Source organism: Roseateles sp. P1_C6, assembly GCF_056406315.1.
The window spans coordinates 422,679-448,869 of record NZ_JBFUAK010000003.1 but is presented as its reverse complement, the minus strand read 5'-3'; the positions used below and the strand labels follow the sequence as shown (position 1 = coordinate 448,869).

At 68.8% G+C, this 26,191-nt stretch carries 27 protein-coding genes and 1 pseudogene; 18 read left to right on the top strand and 10 right to left on the bottom strand.

Annotated features, from left to right (window positions below; genetic code table 11):
- Window positions 1–39: 39 nt before the first annotated feature.
- From AC1D29_RS08015 to AC1D29_RS07985, 7 genes are all read left to right on the top strand, one after another.
- Entirely contained in the window at window positions 40–849 is an 810-nt protein-coding gene (locus AC1D29_RS08015; protein WP_477895933.1) for a FadR/GntR family transcriptional regulator, read from the top strand.
- Between the two features lie 144 nt (window positions 850–993).
- Window positions 994–1,905 (top strand): 5-dehydro-4-deoxyglucarate dehydratase, encoded by a 912-nt coding sequence (gene kdgD / locus AC1D29_RS08010; RefSeq protein WP_477895931.1) that lies wholly within the window; start codon window positions 994–996, stop codon window positions 1,903–1,905.
- A gap of 32 nt (window positions 1,906–1,937) precedes the next feature.
- Window positions 1,938–2,900: a Bug family tripartite tricarboxylate transporter substrate binding protein gene (locus tag AC1D29_RS08005; protein WP_477895929.1), complete on the top strand. Its 963-nt coding sequence runs from the start codon at window positions 1,938–1,940 to the stop codon at window positions 2,898–2,900.
- 8 nt (window positions 2,901–2,908) lie between these two features.
- Entirely contained in the window at window positions 2,909–4,237 is a 1,329-nt protein-coding gene (gene gudD, locus AC1D29_RS08000; protein WP_477895927.1) for a glucarate dehydratase, read from the top strand.
- Between the two features lie 45 nt (window positions 4,238–4,282).
- A complete protein-coding gene (locus AC1D29_RS07995) occupies window positions 4,283–5,266 on the top strand; it encodes a Bug family tripartite tricarboxylate transporter substrate binding protein (RefSeq protein WP_477895925.1) in 984 nt (327 codons plus the stop codon).
- 143 nt (window positions 5,267–5,409) lie between these two features.
- Window positions 5,410–6,849, top strand: a complete 1,440-nt coding sequence (locus AC1D29_RS07990) for an aldehyde dehydrogenase family protein (RefSeq protein ID WP_477895923.1) — start codon at window positions 5,410–5,412, stop codon at window positions 6,847–6,849.
- Window positions 6,850–6,911: 62 nt separating this feature from the next.
- The gene (locus AC1D29_RS07985) at window positions 6,912–8,279 is read left to right on the top strand and encodes an MFS transporter (protein WP_477895921.1); all 1,368 of its coding nucleotides are present in this window, start codon (window positions 6,912–6,914) and stop codon (window positions 8,277–8,279) included.
- Here AC1D29_RS07985 and pelA read toward each other — a convergent pair.
- Window positions 8,263–9,558 carry a pectate lyase gene (gene pelA / locus AC1D29_RS07980; RefSeq protein WP_477895919.1) on the bottom strand — a complete coding sequence of 432 codons (1,296 nt, stop codon included), beginning with the start codon at window positions 9,556–9,558 and terminating at the stop codon, window positions 8,263–8,265. The genes AC1D29_RS07985 and pelA overlap by 17 nt on opposite strands.
- A gap of 92 nt (window positions 9,559–9,650) precedes the next feature.
- On the opposite strand from pelA, the gene AC1D29_RS07975 reads away from it, so the two are divergent.
- Window positions 9,651–11,021 (top strand): metallophosphoesterase family protein, encoded by a 1,371-nt coding sequence (locus tag AC1D29_RS07975; RefSeq protein WP_477895917.1) that lies wholly within the window; start codon window positions 9,651–9,653, stop codon window positions 11,019–11,021.
- Between the two features lie 192 nt (window positions 11,022–11,213).
- Window positions 11,214–12,644, top strand: a complete 1,431-nt coding sequence (locus AC1D29_RS07970; RefSeq protein WP_477895915.1) for a S41 family peptidase — start codon at window positions 11,214–11,216, stop codon at window positions 12,642–12,644.
- Between the two features lie 16 nt (window positions 12,645–12,660).
- On the opposite strand, the gene AC1D29_RS07965 is transcribed toward AC1D29_RS07970, so the two are convergent.
- Entirely contained in the window at window positions 12,661–13,110 is a 450-nt protein-coding gene (locus AC1D29_RS07965) for a nuclear transport factor 2 family protein (RefSeq protein WP_477895913.1), read from the bottom strand.
- On the bottom strand, window positions 13,107–13,574 hold the full coding sequence (locus AC1D29_RS07960) for a VOC family protein (RefSeq protein ID WP_477895911.1): 468 nt from the start codon (window positions 13,572–13,574) through the stop codon (window positions 13,107–13,109). The genes AC1D29_RS07965 and AC1D29_RS07960 overlap by 4 nt, the downstream gene beginning before the upstream one ends.
- Window positions 13,575–13,620: 46 nt before the next feature.
- Between AC1D29_RS07960 and AC1D29_RS07955 the strand changes: the two genes are divergently transcribed.
- Window positions 13,621–14,238 carry a TetR/AcrR family transcriptional regulator gene (locus tag AC1D29_RS07955; protein ID WP_477895909.1) on the top strand — a complete coding sequence of 206 codons (618 nt, stop codon included), beginning with the start codon at window positions 13,621–13,623 and terminating at the stop codon, window positions 14,236–14,238.
- Between the two features lie 11 nt (window positions 14,239–14,249).
- On the opposite strand, the gene AC1D29_RS07950 is transcribed toward AC1D29_RS07955, so the two are convergent.
- Window positions 14,250–15,416: an MFS transporter gene (locus AC1D29_RS07950; RefSeq protein WP_477895907.1), complete on the bottom strand. Its 1,167-nt coding sequence runs from the start codon at window positions 15,414–15,416 to the stop codon at window positions 14,250–14,252.
- A 74-nt stretch (window positions 15,417–15,490) separates the two neighbouring features.
- On the opposite strand from AC1D29_RS07950, the gene AC1D29_RS07945 reads away from it, so the two are divergent.
- The 4 genes from AC1D29_RS07945 (at window position 15,491) to rocF (ending at window position 19,028) form a co-directional block, all read left to right on the top strand.
- Window positions 15,491–16,414 carry a LysR family transcriptional regulator gene (locus tag AC1D29_RS07945; protein ID WP_477895905.1) on the top strand — a complete coding sequence of 308 codons (924 nt, stop codon included), beginning with the start codon at window positions 15,491–15,493 and terminating at the stop codon, window positions 16,412–16,414.
- Window positions 16,411–17,169 carry a HesA/MoeB/ThiF family protein gene (locus AC1D29_RS07940; protein WP_477895903.1) on the top strand — a complete coding sequence of 253 codons (759 nt, stop codon included), beginning with the start codon at window positions 16,411–16,413 and terminating at the stop codon, window positions 17,167–17,169. The genes AC1D29_RS07945 and AC1D29_RS07940 overlap by 4 nt, the downstream gene beginning before the upstream one ends.
- A 66-nt stretch (window positions 17,170–17,235) precedes the next feature.
- On the top strand, window positions 17,236–18,111 hold the full coding sequence (locus tag AC1D29_RS07935) for an LOG family protein (protein ID WP_477895900.1): 876 nt from the start codon (window positions 17,236–17,238) through the stop codon (window positions 18,109–18,111).
- Complete coding sequence (rocF, locus tag AC1D29_RS07930; protein ID WP_477895898.1) at window positions 18,108–19,028, top strand: arginase; 921 nt, start codon at window positions 18,108–18,110, stop codon at window positions 19,026–19,028. The genes AC1D29_RS07935 and rocF overlap by 4 nt, the downstream gene beginning before the upstream one ends.
- A gap of 53 nt (window positions 19,029–19,081) precedes the next feature.
- On the opposite strand, the gene AC1D29_RS07925 is transcribed toward rocF, so the two are convergent.
- The 6 genes and pseudogenes from AC1D29_RS07925 to AC1D29_RS07900 form a co-directional block, all read right to left on the bottom strand.
- On the bottom strand, window positions 19,082–19,543 hold the full coding sequence (locus AC1D29_RS07925; RefSeq protein WP_477895896.1) for a nuclear transport factor 2 family protein: 462 nt from the start codon (window positions 19,541–19,543) through the stop codon (window positions 19,082–19,084).
- Between the two features lie 2 nt (window positions 19,544–19,545).
- Window positions 19,546–19,989, bottom strand: a complete 444-nt coding sequence (cynS, locus tag AC1D29_RS07920; protein WP_477895894.1) for a cyanase — start codon at window positions 19,987–19,989, stop codon at window positions 19,546–19,548.
- On the bottom strand, window positions 19,986–20,870 hold the full coding sequence (locus AC1D29_RS07915) for an ABC transporter ATP-binding protein (protein ID WP_477895892.1): 885 nt from the start codon (window positions 20,868–20,870) through the stop codon (window positions 19,986–19,988). The genes cynS and AC1D29_RS07915 overlap by 4 nt, the downstream gene beginning before the upstream one ends.
- On the bottom strand, window positions 20,860–21,732 hold the full coding sequence (gene ntrB / locus AC1D29_RS07910) for a nitrate ABC transporter permease (protein ID WP_477895890.1): 873 nt from the start codon (window positions 21,730–21,732) through the stop codon (window positions 20,860–20,862). The genes AC1D29_RS07915 and ntrB overlap by 11 nt, the downstream gene beginning before the upstream one ends.
- A gap of 1 nt (window position 21,733) precedes the next feature.
- Window positions 21,734–23,116, bottom strand: a complete 1,383-nt coding sequence (locus AC1D29_RS07905; RefSeq protein WP_477895888.1) for a CmpA/NrtA family ABC transporter substrate-binding protein — start codon at window positions 23,114–23,116, stop codon at window positions 21,734–21,736.
- A 132-nt stretch (window positions 23,117–23,248) separates the two neighbouring features.
- Window positions 23,249–23,726 (bottom strand): annotated as a pseudogene (locus AC1D29_RS07900) (VOC family protein).
- 72 nt (window positions 23,727–23,798) lie between these two features.
- Between AC1D29_RS07900 and AC1D29_RS07895 the strand changes: the two are divergent.
- From AC1D29_RS07895 to AC1D29_RS07880, 4 genes are all read left to right on the top strand, one after another.
- Entirely contained in the window at window positions 23,799–24,614 is an 816-nt protein-coding gene (locus AC1D29_RS07895; protein WP_477895886.1) for a substrate-binding periplasmic protein, read from the top strand.
- 262 nt (window positions 24,615–24,876) lie between these two features.
- A complete protein-coding gene (locus AC1D29_RS07890) occupies window positions 24,877–25,224 on the top strand; it encodes an ArsR/SmtB family transcription factor (protein ID WP_477896215.1) in 348 nt (115 codons plus the stop codon).
- Entirely contained in the window at window positions 25,214–25,723 is a 510-nt protein-coding gene (locus AC1D29_RS07885; protein ID WP_477895884.1) for an SRPBCC domain-containing protein, read from the top strand. Before AC1D29_RS07890 ends, AC1D29_RS07885 begins: the two co-directional genes overlap by 11 nt.
- Before the next feature lie 34 nt (window positions 25,724–25,757).
- Complete coding sequence (locus AC1D29_RS07880; protein ID WP_477895882.1) at window positions 25,758–26,168, top strand: VOC family protein; 411 nt, start codon at window positions 25,758–25,760, stop codon at window positions 26,166–26,168.
- The last annotated feature ends 23 nt before the right edge of the window (window positions 26,169–26,191 follow it).

Here is a 26,191-nt window from a genome sequence, read left to right as displayed (position 1 = left end):
GACGTCGCGACCGTTTCAAAACTCCGGGAAAACCCGCGAATGCACGCCCCTTACCTGCCGTCGGCCCGCCGCCGGCCCCGCACGCTGGCCCTCGAACTGGTCGATTCGCTCGGAGACCGCATCCGCGCCGGCCAGCTGCAGCCGGGCGACAAGCTGCCCACCGAGGCGGCCATCATGGGCGAGTTCGAGGTCAGCCGCACCGTCGTGCGCGAGGCCATCTCCAAGCTGCAGGCGGCCGGGCTGGTGGAGACGCGGCACGGCATCGGCACCTTCGTCATCGGCCCGGGTGATGCGCCGTCGTTCAAGATCACACCGGAACAGTTCAGCACGCTGCAAGACGTCATCGCCGTGCTGGAACTGCGCATCGGCCTGGAGACCGAGGCCGCGGGCCTGGCCGCCCAGCGGCGCACTTCCGACAACCTCGTCGCCCTGCGCAGGGCGCTGGATGCCGTCATTGCCGCGGTGGAAGCCGGCGCGGACTCGGTCGCGGCCGACTTCCAGTTCCACCTGGAGATTGCCCGGGCGACGCAGAACAGCCATTTCGCCGAGCTGATGGCGACGCTGGGCGCCCAGATCATTCCGCGCGCCCGGCTGGAGCCGGTGGCGGACATGAGCCCCGCGCAGCCGCCCGAAGGGGCTCAGCGCCCGCTTGGCGGGACAGCGCGCAGCGAGAAGGGGGCAGACATCAGTGCGGAGCGGCTGGCTTACATGCGCCGCGTGAACGCCGAGCACGAAAGCATCCTCGACGCGATCACCAGCCAGGACGCCGAATCGGCGCGCGCCGCGATGCGCACCCACCTCAGCAACAGCCGCGAACGGCGCCGTCGCGCTCAAGCCGAGGCGGCCTGAGCCGCGCGTAAAGACACCCCGCATCGCGGGTTATCCCTAGTCTCGTCGGATTTGACTGCAGTTGTACGATGACCTACAACTTGAAGATTCGATGCCGCCCGGCGTCGAGCCGCCCGTCACCCCAACATCCACGGAGACCCGCCCATGTCGCCCCAAGAACTCAAAGCCGTCCTCGAAGCCGGCCTGCTGTCCTTCCCGCTGACCGACTTCGACGCGCAGCTGAACTTCGCGCCCAAGGCCTACGCCGATCGGCTGGAGTGGTTGCAGCCCTACGGCGCGTCGGCGCTTTTTGCGGCCGGCGGCACGGGTGAGTTCTTCTCGCTGGAGCCGGGCGAGTACAGCGACGTCATCAAGGTGGCGCTGGACACCTGCCGCGGCCGCACGCCCATCCTGGCCGGTGCCGGCGGCGGCACCCGCGTCGCCATCCAGTACGCGCAGGAGGCCGAGCGCCTGGGCGCGCAAGGCGTGCTGCTGCTGCCCCACTACCTGACCGAAGCCAGCCAGGAAGGCCTGATCGCTCACGTCGAGGCCGTCTGCAAGAGCGTCAAGTTCGGCGTCGTCGTCTACAACCGCGGCGCCTGCAAGCTGACGCCCGCGTCGCTGCAGGTGCTGGCCGACCGCTGCCCCAACCTGATCGGCTTCAAGGACGGCCTGGGCGACATCGAGAAGTTCGTCTCCATCCGCCAGACGCTGGGTGACCGCTTCGCCTACCTGGGCGGCCTGCCCACGGCCGAGCTGTTCGCCGGTGCCTACAAGGCCATGGGCTGCCCGGTCTACTCGTCGGCCGTCTTCAACTTCATCCCCAAGACGGCCATGGAGTTCTACAACGCCCATGCCGCCAACGACACGGCGACGACCGACCGCCTGGTGCGCGATTTCTTCATCCCCTACGTGGCGCTGCGCAACAAGGGCGAGGGCTATGCCGTGTCCATCGTGAAGGCCGGCGCCACGCTGGTCGGCCACACGGCCGGCCCGGTGCGCCCGCCGCTGTCCGACCTGGCGGCCGCCGAGGTCGACCAGCTCGGTGCGCTGATCTCCAAGCTCGGCCCGCAATAAGCCAACAACACAGAACAACCCGGAGACACCCCATGAAGAATCTGCTGACCGTCCTGCTGCTGGGCGCCGCTGCCGCCACCGCTGCCGTGGGCCAGGCCTGGCCCGCCAAGCCGGTGACGCTGCTCGTGCCTTTCCCGCCCGGCGGCTCCACCGACGCCATCGCGCGCCTGCTGGGTGCGAAGCTGCAGGAGCAGCTGGGCACCAGCTTCGTCATCGACAACCGCGGCGGCGCGGGCGGCACCATCGGCACCACGGCCGTCAAGCGCGCCGCGCCGGACGGCTACACCATCCTCGTCACGTCGCTGGGCCCGCTGGTCATCGGCCCGCACCTGCTGAAGAACATCGCCTACGACCCGACCAAGGACCTGGACTACATCAGCGTCGCCGTGCAGGCGCCCAACGTGCTGGTCGTGCCCGCCGCGTCGGCGCACAAGAGCATGGCCGACGTGCTCGCGTACGAGAAGGCCAACCCCGGCAAGATGAGCTTCGCTTCCAGCGGCAACGGTTCCAGCGACCACATCACGGCCGAGCTGTTCTGGCAGCAGACGGGCACCACCGGCCTGCACATCCCCTACAAGGGCGGCGGCCCGGTCATGACCGACCTGCTGGGCAACCAGGTGGATGCCAGCTTCATGAACATCAACACCGCGCTGCCGCAGATCAAGGCCGGCAAGCTGCGCGCGCTGAGCATCACCAGCGCCGCGCGTTCGCCCGTGCTGCCCGACGTGCAGACCATGGACGAGCTGGGCATCAAGGGCTTGCAGGTCTACTCCTGGCAAGCCGTGGCCGCGCCCAAGGGCTTGCCGGCGGACATCAAGCAAAAGCTCTACGCCGGCATCGTCAAGACGCTGAACGCGCCGGACGTGAAGCCCAAGCTCCTGGAGCAGGGCTTCGAGATCGTCGCCAACACACCCGACCAGTTCACCGCCTTCCAGGCCAGCGAGTTCGCGCGCTGGAAGAAGGTCATCGAGGACCGCAAGATCACGGCAGATTGAATCTCTCCATGAACTCCACTCCCGTCATCAAGGAGTTGCGCGTCGTGCCCGTCGCCGGGCGCGACGGCATGCTGCTCAACCTCAGCGGCGCGCATGCGCCCTTCTTCACCCGCAACATCCTGATCCTGACCGACAGCGCCGGCCACACCGGCGTGGGCGAGGTACCGGGCGGCGAGAAGATCCGCCAGACGTTGGAGGATGCCCGCCAGCTGGTCGTCGGCCAGCCCATCGGCTCGCACCAGGCGTTGCTGCAGAAGGTCAGCCAGAGCTTCGCCGACCGCGACGCCGGCGGCCGCGGCCTGCAGACCTTCGACCTGCGCACCACCATCCACGCCGCAACGGCCATCGAGTCCGCCTTCCTGGACCTGCTGGGCCAGCACCTGGGCGTGCCGGTCGCGGCGTTGCTGGGCGAAGGCCAGCAGCGCGACGCGGTCGAGATGCTGGGCTACCTGTTCTACGTCGGCGACCGCAAGAAAACCGACTTGCCCTACAACAGCGAACCCGATGCCGACAACGCCTGGAGCCGCCTGCGCCACGAGGTCGCGCTGACGCCCGAGGCTGTCGTCAAGCTCGCCGAGGCCGCGCGCGAACGCTACGGTTTCAACGACTTCAAGCTCAAGGGCGGCGTGCTGCGCGGCGACGAAGAGGTCGAGGCCATCCGCGCGCTGCACGAGCGCTTCCCCGACGCCCGCGTGACGCTGGACCCGAATGGCGGCTGGCTGCTGAAGGACGCGATCCGGCTGATGCGCGACATGAAGGGCGTGCTGGCCTATGCCGAAGACCCCTGCGGTGCCGAGGACGGCTTCTCGGGCCGCGAGGTCATGGCCGAGTTCCGCCGCGCCACCGGCCTGCCCACGGCCACCAACATGGTCGCCACCGACTGGCGCCAGCTCAGCCACGCGCTGTCGCTGCAGAGTGTGGACATCCCACTGGCCGACCCGCATTTCTGGACCATGGCCGGCTCGGTGCGCGTGGCGCAGACCTGCCGCGACTGGGGCCTGACCTGGGGCAGCCACTCGAACAACCACTTCGACATCTCGCTGGCCATGTTCACCCACGTCGGCGCCGCCGCGCCGGGCAAGGTCACGGCCATCGACACGCACTGGATCTGGCAGGACGGCCAGCGCCTGACGAAGGAGCCGCTGCAGATCGTTGGCGGCCACGTGAAAGTCCCAGCAAAACCAGGGCTTGGCGTCGAGCTGGACATGGCCGAGGTCGAGAAGGCGCATGCGCTCTACAAGCAATATGGCCTGGGCGCACGCGACGACGCCATCGCGATGCAATATCTGATCCCTGGCTGGACCTTCGACAACAAGCGTCCCTGCATGGTGCGCTGAAGCCGCGCCGGTCCTGAAGGATCGGCGCCCCACGGAGACCTTCCCATGATCAAACGCTCCCGCTTCGGCCTGGCCCTGCTGGCCAGCCTGACCCTGTCCACCCTGGCTACCGCGGCCACGGCGGCGCCGGCGCCTGCCGCCTGGCCGACAGGCCCCATCAAGCTCGTCGTGCCCTACCCCCCAGGTGGTTCGTCGGACATCATCGCCCGCGCCATCAGCACCCAACTGGGCGCGGCGCTGAAGCAGAACGTCATCGTCGACAACCGCCCGGGCGCCAGCGGCAACATGGGCGCGGACGCGGTCGCCAAGTCCACCGATGGCCACACGCTGCTGCTGTGCGACGTCGGCGCGCTGGCCATCGCCCCCTCGGTCTACACCAAGCTGCCCTTCGATCCGTCCAAGGACCTGCGCGGCGTGACCATGCTGGCCTATTCGCCTCACCTGCTGGTCGTCCATCCCGGCGTGCCGGCCAACAACCTCGGCGAACTGGTGGCACTGTCGAAGACCCGGCCGTTGAACTTCGCCGTCACGGCGCTGGGCAGCGCGCCCCACCTGGCCGGTGTCGCTGTCGAGCAGGCCAGCGGCGCGAAGTGGACCTACATCCCCTACAAGGGCGGCGCGCAGTCGGTGGCCGACACGATTGCCGGCCAGACCGAGGTCACGATGAACGGCATGCTGGCCACCCTGCCCCATGTGCAGTCCGGCAAGCTCAAGGTGCTGGCGGTGTCCAAGGGCACGCGTGTGCCGCTGCTGGCCAACGTGCCCACCGTCGCCGAGCAGGGCCTCAAGGGCTTCGAGTCCGGCACATGGCAGGGCGTGCTGGCGCCGGCCAGCATGCCGCCGGCCGTGGTCGCCAAGCTCAACGCCGTGCTGACCGAGATCATCCGTTCGCCCGAGGTGCGCGAGCGCCTGGTCTCGCAGGGCGCCGAGGTCCGCACCATGACGACGGCTGAGTTCACCAGCTTCTTCGACGCCGAGCGCAAGCGCTGGGCCCAGGTGGTCGCCAAGGGCGGTGTCAAACTCGACTGACATGACCGCACCCCGCCTGCTGCTGGTCGGCAACTTGATGGCGGCGCGTTCGAGGGAGTCATGACCTCGGCCGCGGTGGGCCTCGCTGAGGCCCAGCTGGCGGCGTCCGTTCCGCCCTTCCTTTTCTTCATCGTGGAGTTCCCATGAAACCGAACTACATCGCCGGCGCCTGGATCGAAGGTCCCCACGCCTCGCGCAACATCAACCCGTCGGACACCCGCGACCTGGTCGGCGAATACGCCCAGGCCGATGCCGCGCAGACCGAGCTGGCCATCACGGCCGCCGCCGCCGCCTTCCCGGCCTGGAGCCTGTCCACGCCGCAGCAGCGTTTCGACATCCTGGACGCCGTCGGCACCGAGATCCTGGCCCGCCGCGCCGAGCTGGGCGACCTGCTGGCGCGCGAAGAGGGCAAGACGCTGCCCGAGGCCATCGGCGAGGTCCAGCGTGCCGGCAACATCTTCAAGTTCTTCGCCGGCGAGGCGCTGCGCCCGGGCGGCGAGAGCCTGCCCTCGGTGCGCCCCGGCGTGGGTGTCGAGGTCACGCGCGAGCCCATCGGCGTCGTGGGCCTCATCACGCCTTGGAACTTCCCCATCGCGATTCCCGCCTGGAAGATCGCGCCGGCGCTGGCCTACGGCAACTGCGTCGTCTTCAAGCCGGCCGACCTGGTGCCCGGTTCGGCCTGGGCGCTGGCGGAGATCCTGTCGCGCTCGGGCCTGCCGGCCGGCGTGTTCAACCTGGTCATGGGCCGCGGCTCGGTGGTCGGCGAGAAGCTGCTGAACGACCCGCGCGTGGCCGCCATCAGCTTCACCGGCTCGGTCGCCACCGGCCAGAAGGTCGCTGCGGCCGCCGTGGCGCGCATGGCCAAGTTCCAGCTCGAGATGGGCGGCAAGAACCCCATGATCGTGCTGGACGACGCCGACCTGGGCGTGGCGGTGAATGCGGCCGTCAACAGCGGCTTCTTCTCCACCGGCCAGCGCTGCACGGCCTCGTCACGCCTGATCGTCACCGAAGGCATCCACGACCGCTTCGTCGCCGCGATGGTCGAGAAGATGAAGACGCTGAAGGTCGACGATGCCCGCAAGGCCGGCACCGACATCGGTCCCGTCGTGGACCAGAGCCAGCTCAGCCAGGACCAGGCCTACGTCGGCATCGCCCAATCCGAAGGCGGCCGGCTGGCCTTTGGTGGCGAGCGCATCGAGCACAACACCGCCGGCGCACCGGGCTTCTACCTGACGCCGGCGCTGATCACCGACACCACGCCCGAGATGCGCATCAACCGTGAAGAGGTCTTCGGCCCCGTCACGAGCGTGCTGCGCGCCCGCGACTACGAGCACGCGCTGGCGCTCTCCAACGACACGCCGTTCGGCCTGGCCGCCGGCATCGCGACGACGTCGCTGAAGCACGCCACGCACTTCAAGCGCCACTCGCAGGCCGGCATGGTGATGGTCAACCTGCCGACGGCGGGCGTGGACTACCACGTGCCCTTCGGCGGCCGCAAGGGGTCCAGCTACGGCCCGCGCGAACAGGGCCGCCACGCGGCCGAGTTCTACACCACGGTGAAGACCGCCTACACCTTCGCCTGATCCCTCAGTTCCGGCACACCCGCCCGCAAGAAGGCGGGGCCGCTGCATTCCCGGAGACACCGATGAACACCGCCACCGCCACGCTGGGCGCCGCGTCCAGCAGCGCCACCCGCACCAAGAAGCGCTTCGCCATCCTGGCGATGCTCTTCATCGTCACGACCATCAACTACGCGGACCGCGCCACGCTGTCCATCGCCGGCCCGGCGCTGTCCAAGGACCTGGGCATCGACGCGGTGACCATGGGCTTCATCTTCTCGGCTTTCGGCTGGTCCTACGTCATCGCCCAGCTGCCGGGCGGCTGGCTGCTGGACCGCTTCGGCTCCAAGAAGGTCTATGCGGCCAGCATCCTGCTTTGGTCCATCTTCACATTGCTGCAGGGCGGCATCACGTTCTTGACGGCGACGGCCGGCACTGCCGTGGTGACGCTGTTCGCGCTGCGCTTTCTCGTCGGCGCGGCGGAGGCGCCGTCCTTCCCCGCCAACGGCCGCATCGTCGCGTCCTGGTTCCCGGCCGCCGAGCGCGGCACGGCCTCGGCCATCTTCAACTCGGCGCAGTATTTCGCCACCGTGCTGTTTGCGCCGCTGATGGGCTGGATCACGCACAGCTACGGCTGGCCGGCCGTGTTCGTCGTCATGGGCCTGCTGGGCATCGCGCTGAGCGCCGTCTGGCTGAAGACCGTCTACACGCCCAAGACCCACCCGGGCGTCAACCAGGCGGAGCTGGACCACATCGCGGCCGGCGGCGCGCTGGTGAACATGGACCAGCCGGGCACGCAAAGCCGCAGCTTCGGCGCCGAGACCCCCAAGCTGAACTACATCAAGCAGCTGCTGAGCAACCGCATGCTGATGGGCGTCTACGTGGGCCAGTACTGCATCACGACGCTGACCTACTTCTTCCTGACCTGGTTCCCGGTCTACCTCGTCAAGGAACGCGGCATGTCCATCCTGAACGCCGGCTTCGTCGCCGCGCTGCCGGCCATCTGCGGCTTTGCCGGCGGCGTGCTGGGCGGGCTGATCTCCGACGGCCTGCTGCGCCGAGGCAAGAGCCTGACCTTTGCCCGCAAGACACCCATCGTCATCGGCATGCTGCTGAGCACCAGCATGATCCTGTGCAATTACGTCGACAGCGCCATGGTCGTCGTCGCCATCATGTCGCTGGCCTTCTTCGGCAAGGGACTGGGCGCTTTAGGCTGGGCCGTCGTGTCGGACACCTCGCCCAAGGAAATCTCGGGCTTGTCCGGCGCGCTGTTCAACACCTTCGGCAACACGGCCGGCATCACGACGCCCATCGTCATCGGCTACCTGATCAAGGGCACGGGCTCGTTCAACGCGGCGCTGGTGTTCGTCGCGGCGAACGCGCTGGTCGCCGTCTGCTGCTACCTGTTCGTCGTCGGCGACATCAGGCGCTTCGAGCTCAGGAAGGCAGCTTGACGACCCAGGCGTCGTAGGCCGCCAGCGTCTTCAACGGCCAGTTGCCCCACCAGGCATAGCCGTTGCGGCGCTCCAGGCTGATGTCGTTGACGTCGTCGTGCAGGCTCTTGTCACGGTCGCCGAACACGGGCTTGAGCGTCACGGCGTCGTAGTAGCGCGCCCACAGCGGGCCAGCACCGGGCTGCACCACCAACCGGCGCCCGTCGTCGGTCTTGACGAAGGCGCGGTCCTGCACGGCGATGGCCCGCAGCGTGGCGACGCCGGCGCGCACGGCCGCGACGACGGTCGGCGACGGCCGCGGCAGGCTCATCAGGAAGGCCAGCGCCTTGGCGCTCTCGCCACTGCTCAGCGCGGGCGGCTCGTAGTTGCGCGCCGACACCGGCGCCAGCGTCAGCGCGTCGTGCTGCTGCGCCCACAGCGTGAGCTTGCCGTCGACGCGGATCTGCGTGGCCAGCAGCAGTTGCACGGCCCTGGCCTCCGCGGCGCCGGCCGCCGCGCGTTGCGCCGCGGGCAGAAAGCCCAGATCCGCCTCGCCGCGGGCGATGGCACCCATCAGCTCGGCCACTTCGACCAGCGCGTTGTCGTTCAGCGTGATGGCATCGTGGTAGCCGCCCTGCAGCGGCCACACCTGCGGCCAGCCGCCGTTGGGGAATTGCGCCGCCAGCAGATAGGCCACGCCGCGCTGTGCCGCCTGGCGGTAGACCTCGCCGGCCGCACCCGGCTGGGCCGCCGCCACCCGGGCCAGAAAGCGGATCTCGGTGATGGTCGCGTCGTTGTCGATGGTGCCGACATAGCTCCACTGCGCGTCCTCGGCGCGGTCGAAGTCGCCGGCCACGGCGGGCTTCTTGGGGCTGTTGTCGGCCACATAGGCCTGGCCGGGCTGGCGTGGCGGCGTGTCGCGCGGCTGGTTCTTGCCCCAGCCGCCGGCCGGCGTCTGGTAGCTCAGGATGTTGCGCGCCACCGCCTGCGCGGCCTCGCCGGCATACCAGTCGCCGGGCTTGTCCAGCGGCATGCTGGCCTCGCCGTTGCCACCAGCCGGCGGCGCAGGCCAGGTGGCCAGGCCCTTGCGCTCGGCCGCCAGCGCTGACCGGTCGGCCGCGCGCTGGGCGTCCGAGCGGGCCAGGTAGTCGGCCCAGACGGCGCGCTCGGCGGCTGGCAGCGCCGCCACGCGCGCCGCCGTCAGCGGCTGGGCCGGCGGGATGACGCCGATCTGGGCCGCAAAGGCCGTCGACGCGCAAGCCAGCGCAAGCAAGGTGACAAGGCGGCGCAGGGCGGGCATGGCGGGCAACGAAGTGGGGATGGCGGCAATCTACAGGCCCACAAAGGCCGCGGCGACGCTAATCTCCCGCCGCTCACCACCTTGATCGCTTCATGACCGCTCGTGCGCTTTCCCTGTTGCTCGCCGCGCTGCTCGCCGGCTGCGCCGCCCCGCCACTCCCGCCGCAGGCGCGCACCACGCCGGGGCTGCAACAGGCCTGGGTGCAGGCCGTGGCCGGCCCGGCCTGGGCCGTGCGCGCGCTCACCGCCGAGGCGACCTGCCCGACGCTGCACTGGGCCGGCGGCGGCTCGCCGATGCTGGAGCGCAGCGCCCCCGGCGACGAACCACCGCCGCCCGGCAACAAGCAGCCCGAGAACAAGCCCACGAGCTTCACGCTGCGAGCCTGCGAGGCCGCCTGGCCGGCGGGCGCGTCCAGCGTGCAGGTCGACGCCGTCACGCTGCGGGCCCCGGCCGCCGAGGCGCGCCGCATCGTCGTCATCGGCGACACCGGCTGCCGGCTGAAGGCGTCGGACCGCGACTTCCAGCCCTGCAACGATGCCTTCGGCTGGCCGTTCCCGCGCGTGCTGGCCCAGGCGCTGGCGCTCAAGCCCGACCTGGTCATCCACGTCGGCGACTACCACTACCGCGAAAGCGCCTGCCCTGCCGGCATGGCGGCCTGCGCCAACAGCCCCTGGGGCTACGGTGACGACACCTGGCAGGCCGACTTCTTCCAGCCGGCCAAGGCGCTGCTGGCCGCCGCGCCCTGGGTCTTCGTGCGCGGCAACCACGAGGCCTGCTCCCGCGCCGGCCAGGGTTGGCTGCGCTACCTGGACGCCGAGACCGGCGCCGCCCGCGCCTGCGCGCCCGAGGCGGCCGGCGTGAATGAAGGCGATTTCACGGCCCCGTTCGCCGTGCCGCTGTCGCCGCGCAGCCAGCTCATCGTCTTCGACTCCGCCGAGGTCGGCAGCGCCGCGCCGCCCGTCAACTCACCGGCCTGGACGCGCTGGCGCCAGCAGCTGGACCGGGTCGCCGAGCTGTCGCGCCACCGCGCGCAAAGCCTGTTCCTGAGCCACCACCCCAGCCTCGCCTTCAGCCCCAGCCTCACGGGCGCGCCCGGCACGACCCGCTCGGGGCTCACGCCGCTGCTGCAGGACGCCACGCCGGGCCGCCTGTTCCCACCGGGCGTGCAGGCCACCATCCACGGCCACCTGCACATCCACCAGGTGCTGGGCTTCGCCAGCAACCAGCCCGCCACCCTGGTCATCGGCAACGGCGGCTCGGCCGCGTCGGGCCGCATCAACGCGGCCGCGGCGCTGAAGGCTGAACCGCTGCCCGGTGCCCGCCTGGAGACCTTCCAGAGCCACAGCGAGTTCGGCCTGTCGCTGCTGACGGCCACGCCCGAGGGCTGGCAGCTGCAGGCCTTCAACGCGCTGGGGCAGCCGCTGGCCACCTGCTCGCTGGCGGGGCAGAAACTGCGCTGCTGACCGGGTTGCCGCTGGGCGCACTTGGTTACGCATGACTTCAGACAGGTAACGCTCGCGCATTCCTTCACTCCGACGCCGATTTGAAGGGTTTCTGTCGGGTAAATCGACGGCCCGTTTCAGGCCCCCCGGCTACACTCGGGGCACCTGTCAAGCTGTTTCGACAGGATCATGTTGATCAAAGGACTCGCCTACATGAGCTCCAAACTGAAAGTTGCCGGTTGGGTCGCCCTCGGGGCCGTTGCAGGTGCGCTCACGACGATGCAACTGCAGGCCAATGCGCGCAGCAGCCTCTCCCCGCTGCCGCTGGACGAAATGCAGCAGCTGGCTGCCGTCTTCGGCCTCGTCAAGGCCGAGTACGTCGAAGCGGTCGACGAGAAGAAACTGATCAACGACGCGATAGGCGGCATGGTCTCCGGCCTGGACCCGCACTCCCAGTTTTTCGACAAGAAAACCTTCAAGGAATTCCGTGAAGGCACGTCCGGCAAATTCGTCGGCGTCGGCATCGAGATCGGCATGGAAGACGGCCTGGTCAAGATCGTCTCCCCCATCGAAGGCTCGCCCGCCTTCCGCGCCGGCCTGAAGAGCGGCGACCTGATCAGCCGCATCGATGACACGGCCGTGCGCGGCATGACCATCGACCAGGCCGTCAAGAAGATGCGCGGCGACCCGGCCACCAAGGTCTCGCTGAGCATCTATCGCAAGACCGAGAACCGCACCTTCCCCGTGACCATCGTGCGCGAGGAGATCAAGGTCCAGAGCGTGCGCGCCAAGGTCGTGGAGCCCGGCTATGCCTGGCTGCGCGTCAGCCAGTTCCAGGACCGCACGGTCGACGACTTCGCCAAGAAGCTCGAAGAGATCTACAAGCAGGAACCCCAGCTGAAGGGCCTGGTGCTGGACCTGCGCAACGACCCGGGCGGCCTGCTCGACGGCGCCGTGGCCATCTCGGCGGCCTTCCTGCCCAAGGACGTCGAGGTCGTGTCGACCAACGGCCAGATCGCCGAGTCCAAGGCCAGCTACAAGGCCAACCCCGACGACTACCGCCGTCGCAGCAGCGATGACCCGATCAAGCGCCTGCCCGCCGCACTGAAGAACGTGCCGCTGGTGGTGCTTGTCAACGAAGGCTCGGCCAGCGCCAGCGAGATCGTCGCCGGCGCGCTGCAAGACCACCACCGCGCCACCGTCATGGGTGCGCAGACCTTCGGCAAGGGCTCGGTGCAGACCGTGCGCCAGCTGGGCCCGGAAACGGCGCTGAAGATCACCACCGCGCGCTACTACACGCCGAGCGGCCGCTCCATCCAGGCCAAGGGCATCGTCCCCGACGTCATGCTGGACGAGACCGCCGAAGGCAATGTCTTCGCTGCGCTGCGCACCCGGGAAGCCGACCTCGAGAAGCACCTCGCCAACGGCCCGGAAGAGAACGAAGCCCGCCAGAAGGCCCGCGAGGAAGCCCGCGCCAAGCTGGAAGCCGAGTACGCCAAGCGCGCCGAACCTCCCAAGCCGCTGCCCGAGTTCGGCTCGGCCGAGGACTTCCCGCTGCTCCAGGCCCTGAACCAGCTCAAGGGCAAGCCCGTCATTGCGTCCAAGACGGCGCTGGAACGCAAGGCCGAAGCGAAGACCGAATAAGCCGTAGCTCCACGTTTCAAGCACACGGGCCTCGCAAGAGGCCCGCTTTTTTTGTCCGGCGCAGCGCGGCCGTCGCGCCGCCCGCTAAGCTGGCGGGCGTCAGGTGGGTCAGCACGCAACGCCATTGGCCCTGCGCGAGACGGTAGACGTCGGTGATCCATTCATCGGCGCTGATGGGCGCACCCCGGAAGGTGCCGGTGTTGCTGCCGCGCCCGGTGACGACCGCCATGTCGCCGTACACGCTGGCGCGCACCACCTGCTTGGTCATCGAGTCGTGCGTCAGCATGCCGCTGCTGATGGCGTGCAGGATGGCCTCGCGCGTGATCGGGCCCTTCTCCGGCGTGACCAGCGTCCAGTCGTCCGCGATGCATCGCGCGATGCGCTGCACGTCGTTGCTGACCATCGCGTCGTTGAAGCGGTCCTCGATGGCCTGGAAGGTCTTGAGGACCTCGCCGACGGCCGTCATGACGGGCTCCCGGCGGCCATCGCATCCCAGCGGCGCTGCATTTCCTCGGCGCTGACGTCCTCTGCCTTGCTCGCGATGAACCAGCTGTAGCCGAACGGGTCGGCGATGAGGCCGGTGCGATGGCCGTGGAACTCGAGCTTGACGGCGCGAAGCACGCTGGCGCCATGCCGCACGGCGTTGGCGACAGCCAGGTCGGCGTCGGCCACGTCCAGGTGGAGCTTGACGGGGGAGCCACCTATCGCCTCGGGCCCGACGGCACCGAAGTCGGGATACTCATCGGCAATGAGGACCCGCGTGGTGCCGAACAGCATTTCGGCGTGGCCGATGCGGCCGTCGGCCGGGTCCAGCAGCTTGAAATCCAGCGTGGCGCCAAAGGCCTGGATGTAGAAGTCGATGGCGGCCTGCGCATCCCGGACCACGAGGTAGGGCGACAGGCTGGACGGTGAGGCTGCGACTGCGGGCATGATGAATCCTCCGGCAACTTGCAATTAGATTACGATACGTCACGTAATGAGTCAAGCATCCCCTCCGAAGCCCCCGCGCAAGCCCGGCCGCCCGCCCAGCGAGGAAGCGCGCCGTCTGGCGCTGGCGACCGCCTACCGCATCCTGATCGAGGAGGGTTTGAGCCGGCTGACGATAGAGCGCGTGGCGGCCGAATCGGGTGTGAGCAAGCCGACGATCTACCGGACCTGGATCAATGCGCAAGACCTGGCGATGGCCGCATTCATGGCGCATCCGGCCTCGGACGAGCCGGTCTCGCGGGCGAACTCCGTGCGGGCCGGCCTGCGGGCGCACCTGGCAGGCGTCATCGGCACCTTCGCCACGCCGCGCGGGCGCCAGATCACGTTGACCATGGCCTCCGCCGACCCCGACAGCGAGCTGGCCAAGGCCTTTCGCAACCAGGTGATCCTGAAGAGCCGGGAGGCCGGCCGCCAGCTCATCGAGCGCGCCATGGCGGCGCGCGAGATCCGCTCCGGCATCGACATCGACGTCGCGCTGGACATGATCTACGGGCCGTTGTTCTTCCGGCTGCTGGTGGGCCACCGGCCGCTGTCGCTGCCATTGGCGGAGCAGTTGGTCGACACGCTGTTCAACGGCATTGGCATGGCAGAAGAATCGCCCCGCTGACCGGGACGCCCTCAGCCCCGCCGGGCAATGGCCAAGGCGCCCAGCGCCGCCACCGCGCCCAGCGTGGGCACCGCCCGCCAGCCGAAGGACGCCAGCAAGGTCGAGCCCAGCGCCGCGCCGCTGGCCATGCCGACGAACATCGAGCTGACCAGTACCGCATTGAGCCGGCTGCGCGAGGCCGGGTCGAGGCTGTAGATGACGCTCTGGTGCGAGACCAGCGCGGCCTGCACGCCGAGGTCGAAGACGACAGCTACCGCCACCAGCAGCCACAGCGATGCCGGCGCCACGGCCTGCACGGCGAACGCAAGGAACACCAGCAGCGCCGCGACGCGGATGACCGCCTGCGGCCCGCGCTTGTCGGCGATGCCGCCAGCCAGCGGCGCGGCCAGCGCGCCGGCCGCGCCGGCCAGGCCGAAGGCCCCCGCGACCGCGCTGCCCTGGCCGAAGTCCGGCCCGGCCAGCACCAGGGCCAGCGTGGACCAGAACGAGCTGAAGGCCACGCTCAGCAGCCCCTGCGTCAGCGCCGCGCGCCGCAGCGGCGCATGCCTGGCCCAGAGCCCGGCCATGGACATCAGCAGCGAGCCATAGCCGGCCGACGTGGCCGGCACGAAGCGCGGCAGGCTGCGCCACAGCAGCGGGATCAGCGCTGCCACGGCGACGGCCGCCACCGCATAGACGGCCCGCCAACCGGCCACGGCCGCCAGCGCACCGCTGGCCACGCGCGACAACAGGATGCCCAGCAGCAGCCCCGTCATGACCTGGCCGACCCGTTTGCCGCGCTCGGCCTCAGGCGCCAGCGTCGCGGCGGCCGGCACCAGGTCCTGCGCGAGCGTGGCCGCCAGACCGATGGCCACACTGGCCATGCACAGCGCCGCAAAACCGGGCGCCAGCGCGGCGAAGGCCAGCGCCGCCACCAGCGCCGCGGCCTTGACGACGATGATGCGTCGACGGTCGAAGCGGTCACCCAGCGGCGACAGCAGCAGGATGGCCGCGCCATAGCCCAGCTGGGTCAGCGTGGGCAGCAGGCCGATGGCCGCGCTGCCCACGCCGAACTGATCGGACAGCAGGCCCAGCAGCGGTTGCACGTAGTAGATGGAGGCGACGGCCAGGCCGGTGGCCGTTGCGAGCAGCAGCGTCAGCGCGGGGCTGAGCGGGGTGATGGCGGGAATGGACTTCATAGCGCCCGCAGTGTGGCCATGCGCGACAAACCCCGCTAGACGCAGAGCCCGACTGACTGCCATACGCTTGGCGCATGAGCACCACGTCCGACCGCCTGCAGCTGATGCAGACCTTCATCCGCATCGTCGAGGCCGGCAGCCTGTCGGCCGCCGCGCGCCAGCTGGGCACGACGCAGCCCACCGTCAGCCGACGGCTGCAGGCGCTGGAGCGCCAGCTGGGCCAGCCGCTGGTGCAGCGCTCCACGCACGCGCTGCGCCTGACCGCGACGGGCCAGTGCGCCTTCGAGCGCGCGAAGGCGCTGGCCATTGAATGGGAGAGCTTCGAGCACTCGCTGCGCGCGACGCCCGCCCTGCCCGAGGGCCTGCTGCGCGTGCAGGTGCCACATGCCTTCGGCCAGGAGCATCTGGTCGAGCCGCTGGTGCGGGCGCTGCGGGCCGCGCCGCGGCTGCGCGTGGACTGGCTGCTGAACGACGCACCGCCCAACTTCGTCGAGCAAGGGCTGGACTGCGCCATCCGCGTCGGCGGCAAGGCCGAGGGCGCCGTCGTCGCCATCCCGCTGGCCAAGGTGTCGCGCGTGCTGGTGGCCGCACCCTCGCTGCTGAAGGGCCGCACGCTGCGCGAGCCCGAGGCGCTGGCCGAGCTGCCGTGGCTGGCGCTGTCCACCTTCTACCGCCAGGAACTGCGTCTCAGGCGTGACGACGGTGCACGCCACCGCCTGGCCATCGTGCCCGTGTTCGCGACCGACAGCCTCTACGCGACGCGCGAGGCCGCGCGCCTGGGTCTGGGCGCGGCACTGCTGTCGGGCTGGTCGGTGCGCCAGGACATCGCCGACGGCCGCCTTGTGCAGTTGCTGCCGCGCTGGCGCGGCGAGTCGCTGCCGGTGCAGCTGCTCTACCCGAACCCGCCGGCGCCGAGCGCCCGGCTGCGCTATTTCATCGAGGCGATGCGGCGCAGCATGGCCGAGCCCTTGTGGCCAGATTTATCCTCTCCCACATGACCGACGACGATCTGCTGCGCTATTCCCGCCATCTGCTGCTCGACGAGATCGGCATCGAGGGCCAGCAGCGCCTGCTCGACGCCAAGGCCCTGGTCATCGGTGCCGGCGGCCTGGGCTCGCCGGTGGCGCTGTACCTGGCCTCCGCCGGCATGGGCCGCATCACGCTGGTGGACCACGATGCCGTGTCGCTGACCAACTTGCAGCGCCAGATCGCGCACGACATGAGCAGCCTGGACCGGCCCAAGGTCGAGTCCGCGGCTGCGCGCATGGCCGCGCTGAACCCCGGCGTGCAGGTGCGGACCCTGGCGCAGAAGGCCGACGCCGCGCTGCTCGACGCCGAAGTGCCGCGCGTCGACGTCGTCATCGACTGCACGGACAACTTCGCGACCCGCCACCTCGTCAATGCCGCCTGCGTGCGCCATGCCAGGCCCCTGGTGTCGGGTGCGGCCATCGGCTTTGACGGCCAGATCAGCGTCTACGACAGCCGCTCGGGCCAGCAGCCGTGCTACGCCTGCCTGTTCCCGCCCGAATCCGGCTTCGAGGACGTGGCCTGCGCGACCATGGGCGTGTTCGCGCCGCTGGTGGGCATCGTCGGCAGCATGCAGGCGGCCGAGGCGCTCAAGCTGCTGGCCGGCATCGGCGAGCCCTTGACCGGGCGGCTGCTGATGCTGGATGGCCGGCGCATGCAGTGGAGCGAGATCGCCATGCAGCGCGACCCCGATTGCTCGGTCTGCAGCCGCCCGCTAGGCGCATGAAATCCCGCGAATGCTCTCGAATGGGGCGGAAAATTCGGCCCTGACCTGCCCACAATCCTCTCGCCCATGAAGCCTACCGACGTCCCGACGCGCAACTTCCCGACCGCCAAGGAAGAGTGCCGCACGCTGCAGCCCCATCCCGACTACGACGGCCCGGGCAGCGCCTATGAGCTGGCCTTCAAGGACGAGAGCTTCCTGCTGCGCCAGGACATGCGGCCGGTGCGCATGCAGCTGGAGCTGATGAAGCCCGAGCTGGTGCAGAACGAGCAGGGCGTGAAGTCCACCATCGTCATCTTCGGCAGCGCGCGCATCCTGTCGGCCGACGCGGCCCAGGCGCTGATGAGCGCGGCCGAGGCCGGCGGCGACGAGACGGCGCTGCGCATCGCGCGCAACAAGCTGGACATGAGCCGCTACTACGAGGAGGCACGCCGCTTCGCGCAGATCGCCACCGTGGAATGCACCCAGCGCGGCCGGCCCGTCGTCATCGCCACCGGTGGCGGCCCCGGCATCATGGAAGCCGGCAACCGCGGCGCCTACGAAGTGGGCGGCAAGAGCGTGGGCCTGAACATCGTGCTGCCGCACGAGCAGTACCCCAATCCCTACATCACGCCGGAGCTGTGCTTCCGCTTCCACTACTTCGGCCTGCGCAAGATGCACTTCCTGATGCGCGCCGTGGCCCTGGTCTGTTTCCCCGGCGGCTTCGGCACGCTGGACGAACTCTTCGAGACCCTGACGCTGATCCAGACGCGCAAGAGCCGCCGCCGCCCCATCCTGCTGTTCGGGCGCGAGTTCTGGACCAAGCTGCTGAACATCGAGCTGCTGCTGGAGACGGGGATGATCAGCCCCGGCGACGAGAAGCTCTTCCACTACGTCGAGACCGCCGAGGAAGCCTGGGCCGTGCTCGAGGCCGAACCCGAACTTTCAAGCATCCACACGCCATGACCAAGCTCAGAAACGTCTCCCTCATCGGCGCGCCCACCGACATCGGCGCCGGCGCCCGCGGCGCCAGCATGGGCCCCGAAGCCATGCGCGTGGCCGGGCTGGCCGAGGCGCTGCGTGCCCGCGGCGTGGATGTCGTCGACCGCGGCAACCTCAACGGCCCCGCCAACCCCTGGCTGCCGCCGACCGACGGCTACCGCCACCTGAACGAGGTCGTCACCTGGAACCGCACGGTGCACGAGGCGGTCTATGCCGAGCTGAAGACCGGCCGCATGCCCATCCTGCTGGGCGGCGACCACTGCCTGGGGCTGGGCTCCATCAGCGCCGTGGCCCGACACTGCCGCGACACGGGCAAGAAGCTGCGCATCCTCTGGCTGGACGCGCACGCCGACTTCAACACCAGCGAGCTGACGCCCAGCGGCAACATCCACGGCATGCCGGTGGCGGCGCTGTGCGGCTTCGGCCCGCAGGAGCTCATCGAGATCGGCGGCCACGTGCCCGCCATCAGCCCCAAGTGGATGCGCCAGATCGGCATCCGCAGCGTCGACGAGGGCGAGCGCCGCTTCGTGCATGAACAGGACCTGGAAGTCTTCGACATGCGCTTCATCGATGAGATGGGCATGCGCCACACGATGGAGCTGGCCCTCGCCACGCTGGACGACAACACCCACCTGCACGTCAGCTTCGACGTCGACTTCCTGGACCCCGTGATGGCGCCCGGCGTGGGCACCACGGTCGGCGGCGGCCCCACCTACCGCGAGGCCCACCTGTGCATGGAGATGATTGCCGACACGGGCCGCTTGGCGTCCATGGACCTGATGGAGCTGAACCCGGCGCTGGACGAGAAGAACCGCACGGCGCTGGTCGCAGTCGATCTCATCGAATCCCTGTTTGGCAAGAGCACATTGATGAGGAAGTGAGCTTGCCCTGCCTGGGGCAGACGGCAAATCAACCCTGATGCGCAAGTAGGCGCTCAGAGCCCCAGCTCGCTCAGGCCAGGGTGATCGTCGGGCCGCCGCCCCAGCGGCCAGAAGAAGAGCCGGTCCGCCGCCGCGATGGGCAGGTCGTTGATGCTGGCAAGGCGGCGGCGCATCAAGCCCTCGGCGGTGAAGGCCCAGTTCTCGTTGCCGTAGCTTCTGTACCAGTGGCCCGAGTCGTCGTGCCACTCGTAGGCGAAGCGCACGGCGATACGGTCATCGCTGAAGGCCCACAACTCCTTGATGAGCCGGTAGTCCAGCTCGCGCGCCCACTTGCGCACGAGAAACCCATGCACCTGCTCGCGCCCGACCGGGAACTCCGCGCGGTTGCGCCAGACCGTGTCGTCCGTGTAGACGCCCACGACGCGGTCGGGGTCGCGGCTGTTCCAGGCATCTTCGGCCAGGCGCACCTTCTGCGTGGCCGACTCGGCCGTGAACGGAGGCAGCGGCGGCTTCATGCTCAGTAGGTCTTGTAGGGCAGGAACTTGCCGCTCATGACGATGCTGACGCGGTCGCCAGCCGCGTGGGGCTCGCGCTGCAAGTCCATCTTGAAGTCGATGGCGCTCATGATGCCGTCGCCGAACTCTTCATGGATCAGCTCCTTGAAGGTCGTGCCGTAGACGCTGATCAGCTCGTAGAAGCGGTAGATCAGCGGGTCGGTCGGCACGGAGGTCGGCAGGCTGCCCTTGTAGGGGACGACCTTGAGCCACTGCGCCTCGGCCTCGGTCAGATCGAAGTGCTTGGCCAGCTTGGCGGCCTGCTCGTCGTTGAAGGTCATCTGGCCCAGGCAGCCGGCGGTGACCCACTCCTTGCTGAGGCCGATGTCGGTGGCGACGTCGGCCCACTTGATGCCTTTGGCGACCTTGGTGGCAATGATCTTTTCGGTGACTTCGAGGCGGCTCATGCTTGGCTCCTGAGGGTGGTGTGGGTTGAAGGTTCGAGGGCAAAGACTTCCGCGGTCTGCGTGAGACGGGGCCGCACTTCCGGCGGCTGCTCCGGCGCGCGGCCGTGGGACAGCGTGGCGCTGCGCTCGACGAGGAAGTCGACGAGGTGGTTGCGGATGCGATAGAACTGCGGGTCGTGGTGCAGCGTGGCGCGCTGCCGGTCGCGCGGCATCGTGTTGACGACGATCTCCGCCACGCGCGCCTGCGGGCCGTTGGCCATCAGCAAGATGCGGTCGGCGAGCAGGATGGCCTCGTCGACGTCATGCGTGATCATGAAGACGGTCTGGCGCGTGGCGGCGCAGATCTTCAGCAGCTCATCCTGGATGGTGCCGCGCGTCAGCGCGTCCAGCGCGCCGAAGGGCTCGTCCAGCAGCAGCATGCGCGGCTCGATGGCGAAGGCGCGCGCGATGCCCACGCGCTGCTTCATGCCGCCGGACAGCTGGCTGGGCTTCTTGTCCAGTGCGGGCGTCAGACCGACGAGAGCGACGTACTTCTCGACCTGCGCATCGACCTCGGCGCGCTTCCAATCGGGCCACTTGCTGCGCACCGCAAACGCGATGTTCTGGCGCACGGTGAGCCAGGGCATCAGCGCATGGCCCTGGAAGACGACGCCGCGCTCCAGCCCCGGCGCATTCACCTCGCGCCGGGCCATGAAGACATGGCCTTCGCTCGCCTGCTCCAGCCCCGCCAGCACGTTGAGGATGGTCGTCTTGCCGCAGCCGCTGTGGCCGATGATGCAGACGAACTCGCCCTCGGTCAGCGTGAAGTTGACGTTGTCGAAGACGGTCGCGTCCCCATATCGCTTGGCCAGGCCTTGCACTTGCACGAGCTCAGTCGACATAGGTCACCGCCTTCTGGGCGCGGGCGAACAGCAGGTCCAGCGCCATGCCGACCAGGCCGATGACGAGGATGGCGAAGATGACGTTGGGCAGGCTGAGGTTGTTCCACTCGTTCCAGACGAAGTAGCCGATGCCCGTGCCACCCACCAGCATCTCGGCCGCGACGATGACCAGCCAGGCGATGCCCATGCTGATGCGCATGCCGGTCAGGATGGTGGGCGCCGCCGCCGGCAGAATGACCTCGAAGGCACGGCGCAGCGGGCTCACCTCCAACGTGCGCGCGACGTTCAGCCACTCGCGCCGCACGCCGGCCACGCCGAAGGCGGTGTTGATCAGCATCGGCCACAGGCTGCAGATGAAGATGACGAAGATGCCGCTCGCGGCCGAGTCCTTGATCGTGTAGAGCGCCAGCGGCATCCAGGCCAGCGGCGAGATGGGCTTGAGCACCTGGATGAACGGGTCCAGCGCGCGGTGGATGAGCGGGCTCATGCCGATGACGAAGCCCAGCGGGATCGCGCCCAGCGCGGCCAGCAGATAGCCCAGGCCCACCCGGCCCAGCGAGTAGGCCAGCTGCAGGCCAAGCCCCTTGTCGTTGGGGCCGCGGTCGTAGAAAGGCTCGGCCAGGTGATGGGCCACCGTGCGGCCCATCTGCGCCAGCGTCGGGAAGCCGCTCTTGGCCGCCACCGGCGTCGCGTCCACCGGCTTGCCCATCAGCTTGGCGTACTCGATCTGCTCGGGCGTCATCGCGGCCGTGGGCGCGGCGCTGGCACTGCCGCCCAGCGTGGCCAGGTGCCAAAGGCCCAGCAGGCAGGCCAGCAGCAGCAGCGACAGCAGGCCGGCGCGGAAGTTCAGCGAGCGCTGCATGTCAGGCGCGCTTGATGGCGAAGCTGTCGATGTAGGCCTGCGGCTTGGCGGGGTCGAACTCCTTGCCCATGACCTTGAACTTCGGATAGCCGCCGGCCTTGTCGTCCGGCACCACCATGTCCAGCGCCTTCATTTGCTTTCTCGCGTCGGTCAGCAGGAACACCTTCTCGGCGATCTGCTGGTAGTTCACGTCGCCCTTCAGGTAGCCCCAGCGCTTCATCTGCGTGAGCATCCACACGGCCATGCTCTGCCAGGGCATGGGGTCGAAGTCGGCACGGTCCGGCACGACCTTCACGTTGCCCAGGCCGTCGGCGAACTTGCCCGTCAGCACCTGGGCGATGACGGTCTCCGGCTGGTTCAGGTAGGCCTGTGGTGCGATGACCTTGGCGATCAGTTCGCGGTTGCGCGCTTCGCGGGCCATGGCCGCGGCCGTCAGCACCGCGCGGTACAGCGCGATGAAGGTGTTGGGGTTCTTCTGGATGAACTCGCTGCTCGTGCCGAAGGCGCAGCAGGGGTGGCCGTTCCACAGCTCCTTGGTCAGCAGGTGGATGAAGCCCACCTCCTCGTACACGGCGCGCTGGTTGAACGGGTCCGGGCCCAGGAAGCCGTCGATGTTGCCGGCACGCAGGTTGGCCACCATCTCGGGCGGCGGCACGACGCGGATCTGGATGTCACGGTCCGGGTCCAGCCCCGCCTCCGCCACGTAGTAGCGCAGCAGGAAGTTGTGCATCGAGTACTCGAAGGGCACGGCGAACTTGAAGCCCTTCCAGCTCGCCGGGTCGCGCTTGTCCTTGTGCTTGACGCTCAGCGTGATGGCCTGGCCGTTGGTGTTCTGGATGGTGGCCACATTCATGGCCGTGGCCGGCGCGCCCAGGCCCAGGCTGATGGCCAGCGGCATCGGCGACAGGAAGTGCGTGGCGTCGTACTCCTTGTTGATCATCTTGTCGCGGATCAACGCCCAGCCCGCCGTCTTCACGACCTCCACGTTCAGCCCCTGCTTGGCATAGAAGCCGAGAGGGTGGGCCATGATCAGCGGCGTGGCGCAGGTGATGGGGATGAAGCCGATCTTCAGGTCCTTCTTCTCCGGCGCGCCCTTGGTGTCCTGGGCCATCGCCTGCAGGCTGGCGATGGGCAGCACGCTGCCGATGGCGGCCATCGCCGTGTTGCGACCAACGGCCCTCAGGAAGCGGCGGCGCAGCGCGTCCTGCGGAAACAACGCCTTCACCAGCGTGGCCTCGACGAAGCTGGCCGACTCGGCCTCGAAGTCCGCCGTTTCGCTGCGGGCCCTCAGCTCGGCTGCGGCATGCTCGGCGGTGCTGGCGTGGCGGCCGCAGGCGCAGTGCATCAGCAGCGGCCGGCCGGCATCGTAGGGATCGTGGCTCATCGAGTGCTCCTCAAGATGGGAGCGACTCTAGGAAGCCGCGGGTCGTCTCGGAATCGTGGTGGCTGGCAACTTCTTGTAGGGCTGGAACTACGCGGGAAATCCTGGCGCGCGGGCGATGCGGGTCACGAGCCCTCAACGCCCCTGCTTCATCGGATCCTCCCGCCCCACCTGCTGAACCAGTTGCTCCACCAGCCCGATCAGGATGCCCTCCGGCCCCCGGATGTCGCAAAGGCGGTAGATGCTTTCGTAATCCACCACCTGGCCCACCAGCGTGGCGCCGAGCTTGTAGATGCGGGCGAGCGTGTCGGTTCAAGTCCTCCACCGCGAACATGACGCGCACGTAGCCCCGCGCGTTGACCGGGGCGGTGCGGTGGTCGGCGGCGATGGGCGGCGAGTCGAAGCGCGACAGCTCCAGCCGGCTGTGGCCGTCGGGCGTGCGCAGCATGGCGATCTCCACGCGCTGGCCGGTGAGACCCGTGACGCCGTCGGCCCACGTGCCCTCGATGGGCGCGCGGCCTTCGAGCGTGAGGCCCAGTTCGGCGAAGAAGGCGATGGCCCCGTCAAGGTCGGCGACGACGATGCCGACGTTGTCCATGCGTTTGACGGTCATGCTCGTGTCTCCTGGTCGCGCAGCGCTACCATGGCCATCACGACGAGTTGGCTTGCGCAAGCCTTGACTTGAATGGTGAATCTCCCGGCTCATACCCTCGCGTCGCTGCTGCTGAGTTGCATGCCCTTCCTGGCGCAGGCCGACTGCTTGCGGGCGTTGCGGGTGCCGGTGGCGCCCATCGGCCTTGCGGTCACGGTCAACGATGGCGAGGTGGGTGGCATCTATCCCGATCTGCTGCGCGCCGAGATCGCGAAGACGGGTTGCACGATGGAATTCCAGGTCGTGCCACGCTCACGCCAGGAGATGCTGTTCGAGACCGGCCAGGCGGACATGCTGCTGCCGGCCCGGCGCTCGGCGCGCCGCGACGCGCACGGCATCTTCGTGCCCATGATCCGCAGCCGTGCCGTGCTGCTGTCGCTGCGGTCACGCCAGCTGCCGGCGCGTAGCGTGGCTGAGTTGCTGGAGCATCGCGAGCTGCGGGTGGCGGTGGTGCGCGGCTACGACTATGACGGGCGCTACCAGTCCCTGGTCAAGCAGCTGGCGGCGGAGGGCCGGTTGGTGGAGTCCGCCGATCCCCTGTCATTGGCCCGCACGCTGGACGCCGGCATCGCCGATGTGGCCGTGATCACGCCCACGGCGGTCACGGGCGCATTGCGGGCCACGCCGAAGCTGAGCGCCTGGATCGATCGGCTGCATGCCGAACCCGTGGATGAACTGGCCTGGGGCGAGAGCGGCGCCTATGTGAGCCGCAGTTCGTCGCTGAGCGACGCCGACCGCAAGCAGGCGCTGGAGATGCTGGAGCGCATCGGCCGGTCCGGCGCCGCCTGGCGCGCCTTCCAGCATTACCACCCCGACACCAACCTCAGCGATTCGGTGCGGCCGCGCTAGGCACCGGCCACCACGGCCATGCTTGCGCGGACCACAGGATGCGGGCCGAGCATATGCACGCGGCGCTTCCAGTCGAGCGCGGTCGTCGGGCGTGAACTCGAGCGCCCGAGAGCAGGGGTCAGCAAACGGCGGACTCGTCCTAACCGGCCAGTGTCAGGTGCTGGATGACTGACGATGCTTGCACGCGGCGATCAAGGCGCAGCCGAACGCCAGCATGGCCACCCGGTTGCGGCGCCCATTCACGCTTGCTAAACTTAGCTTTATGGCTAACAATAATCTGGCGCTGGATGCTGTTTTCCATGCCCTGTCTGACCCGACGCGCCGGGCCGTTCTGCAACGGCTGGGCCGCGGGCCGGCCACCGTGAGCGAGCTGGCGGAGCCATTCCCCATGGCCCTGCCATCGTTCCTGAAACACGTGGGCGTGCTGGAGGACAGCGGGCTCATCCGTTCCCGCAAGGTCGGCCGCATCCGTACCTGCACGCTCGAACGCCGCAAGCTCGCGGCCGCGGAGCGCTGGTTCGATGAGCAGCGCGCGATGTGGGAAAGCCGCTTCGACAACCTTGAAGGCCTGCTGGCCAAACTGAGTGGAGATGACACCCTTGAAACCTAACCTTCAATTCGACTTCCTCGTGGACCGCGAGCGAAGCACCATCACGGTGAAGCGCGAGTTCGCCGCCCGCCGCCAGCTCGTGTGGGACTGCCACACCAAGCGCGAGCTGCTGGACCAATGGTTCGCGCCCAAGCCGCTCACCACGCAGACGAAGCACATGGACTTCCGTGAAGGCGGCCACTGGCACTACGCGATGGTCACGCCCGAGGGCGAGTCCTACTGGAGCCGGCTGGACTATGTGCGCATCACGCCCATCGACGGCTACGAAGCGCAGGACGCCTTCAGCGACGCGACCGGCGCCGTCAACCCCGACATGCCCCGCGCCCACTGGGACGTCTCCTTCACCGAAGCCGCACCCAAGCGCACCCTGGTGACGACGGCCATCCTGTACCGCTCACCCGAAGACGTGCAGAAGGTCATCGACATGGGCCTGCAGCAGGGCCTCGCGTCCACCGTCGAGCGGCTGGACGAGCTGCTGGCCTCCCTGGACAACGCCTGACCATTCCCAGGCAACCCCACCCTGAAAGCCCCCAATGCCCAAGCAAATCTTCGTCAACCTGCCGGTCGCCGACCTCGGCAAGGCCAAGTCCTTCTACGAAGCCATCGGCGCCGTCAACAACCCCCAGTTCTCCGACGACACCGCCGCCTGCATGGTGGTCTCCGACACCATCTACGTGATGCTGCTGACGCATGCCAAGTGGGCCACCTTCACGATGAAGCCCATCGCCGACGCCCATGCGGTGAGCGAAGTCATGCTGTGCCTGAGTGCCGACAACCGCCAGGCTGTCGACACCATGGTCCAGGCCGCAGGTACGAATGGCGGCAAGCCGGACGTGAACTCGGTGCAAGACCACGGCTTCATGTATGGCCGCAGCTTCGAGGACGTGGACGGCCACGTCTGGGAAGTCATGTTCATGGACACGTCGCAGATGCCGCAGGGCTGACGCAACGTCTGATTGGCAGCGAA

Excerpts from the sequence above, each read along its gene's own strand:
- AC1D29_RS08015 (WP_477895933.1), top strand. The coding sequence starts at position 40 with ATGCACGCCCCTTACCTGCCGTCGGCCCGCCGCCGGCCCCGCACGCTG.
- kdgD (WP_477895931.1), top strand. The coding sequence starts at position 994 with ATGTCGCCCCAAGAACTCAAAGCCGTCCTCGAAGCCGGCCTGCTGTCC.
- AC1D29_RS08005 (WP_477895929.1), top strand. The coding sequence starts at position 1,938 with ATGAAGAATCTGCTGACCGTCCTGCTGCTGGGCGCCGCTGCCGCCACC.
- gudD (WP_477895927.1), top strand. The coding sequence starts at position 2,909 with ATGAACTCCACTCCCGTCATCAAGGAGTTGCGCGTCGTGCCCGTCGCC.
- AC1D29_RS07995 (WP_477895925.1), top strand. The coding sequence starts at position 4,283 with ATGATCAAACGCTCCCGCTTCGGCCTGGCCCTGCTGGCCAGCCTGACC.
- AC1D29_RS07990 (WP_477895923.1), top strand. The coding sequence starts at position 5,410 with ATGAAACCGAACTACATCGCCGGCGCCTGGATCGAAGGTCCCCACGCC.
- AC1D29_RS07985 (WP_477895921.1), top strand. The coding sequence starts at position 6,912 with ATGAACACCGCCACCGCCACGCTGGGCGCCGCGTCCAGCAGCGCCACC.
- pelA (WP_477895919.1), bottom strand. The coding sequence starts at position 9,558 with ATGCCCGCCCTGCGCCGCCTTGTCACCTTGCTTGCGCTGGCTTGCGCG.
- AC1D29_RS07975 (WP_477895917.1), top strand. The coding sequence starts at position 9,651 with ATGACCGCTCGTGCGCTTTCCCTGTTGCTCGCCGCGCTGCTCGCCGGC.
- AC1D29_RS07970 (WP_477895915.1), top strand. The coding sequence starts at position 11,214 with ATGAGCTCCAAACTGAAAGTTGCCGGTTGGGTCGCCCTCGGGGCCGTT.
- AC1D29_RS07965 (WP_477895913.1), bottom strand. The coding sequence starts at position 13,110 with ATGACGGCCGTCGGCGAGGTCCTCAAGACCTTCCAGGCCATCGAGGAC.
- AC1D29_RS07960 (WP_477895911.1), bottom strand. The coding sequence starts at position 13,574 with ATGCCCGCAGTCGCAGCCTCACCGTCCAGCCTGTCGCCCTACCTCGTG.
- AC1D29_RS07955 (WP_477895909.1), top strand. The coding sequence starts at position 13,621 with ATGAGTCAAGCATCCCCTCCGAAGCCCCCGCGCAAGCCCGGCCGCCCG.
- AC1D29_RS07950 (WP_477895907.1), bottom strand. The coding sequence starts at position 15,416 with ATGAAGTCCATTCCCGCCATCACCCCGCTCAGCCCCGCGCTGACGCTG.
- AC1D29_RS07945 (WP_477895905.1), top strand. The coding sequence starts at position 15,491 with ATGAGCACCACGTCCGACCGCCTGCAGCTGATGCAGACCTTCATCCGC.
- AC1D29_RS07940 (WP_477895903.1), top strand. The coding sequence starts at position 16,411 with ATGACCGACGACGATCTGCTGCGCTATTCCCGCCATCTGCTGCTCGAC.
- AC1D29_RS07935 (WP_477895900.1), top strand. The coding sequence starts at position 17,236 with ATGAAGCCTACCGACGTCCCGACGCGCAACTTCCCGACCGCCAAGGAA.
- rocF (WP_477895898.1), top strand. The coding sequence starts at position 18,108 with ATGACCAAGCTCAGAAACGTCTCCCTCATCGGCGCGCCCACCGACATC.
- AC1D29_RS07925 (WP_477895896.1), bottom strand. The coding sequence starts at position 19,543 with ATGAAGCCGCCGCTGCCTCCGTTCACGGCCGAGTCGGCCACGCAGAAG.
- cynS (WP_477895894.1), bottom strand. The coding sequence starts at position 19,989 with ATGAGCCGCCTCGAAGTCACCGAAAAGATCATTGCCACCAAGGTCGCC.
- AC1D29_RS07915 (WP_477895892.1), bottom strand. The coding sequence starts at position 20,870 with ATGTCGACTGAGCTCGTGCAAGTGCAAGGCCTGGCCAAGCGATATGGG.
- ntrB (WP_477895890.1), bottom strand. The coding sequence starts at position 21,732 with ATGCAGCGCTCGCTGAACTTCCGCGCCGGCCTGCTGTCGCTGCTGCTG.
- AC1D29_RS07905 (WP_477895888.1), bottom strand. The coding sequence starts at position 23,116 with ATGAGCCACGATCCCTACGATGCCGGCCGGCCGCTGCTGATGCACTGC.
- AC1D29_RS07895 (WP_477895886.1), top strand. The coding sequence starts at position 23,799 with ATGGTGAATCTCCCGGCTCATACCCTCGCGTCGCTGCTGCTGAGTTGC.
- AC1D29_RS07890 (WP_477896215.1), top strand. The coding sequence starts at position 24,877 with ATGGCTAACAATAATCTGGCGCTGGATGCTGTTTTCCATGCCCTGTCT.
- AC1D29_RS07880 (WP_477895882.1), top strand. The coding sequence starts at position 25,758 with ATGCCCAAGCAAATCTTCGTCAACCTGCCGGTCGCCGACCTCGGCAAG.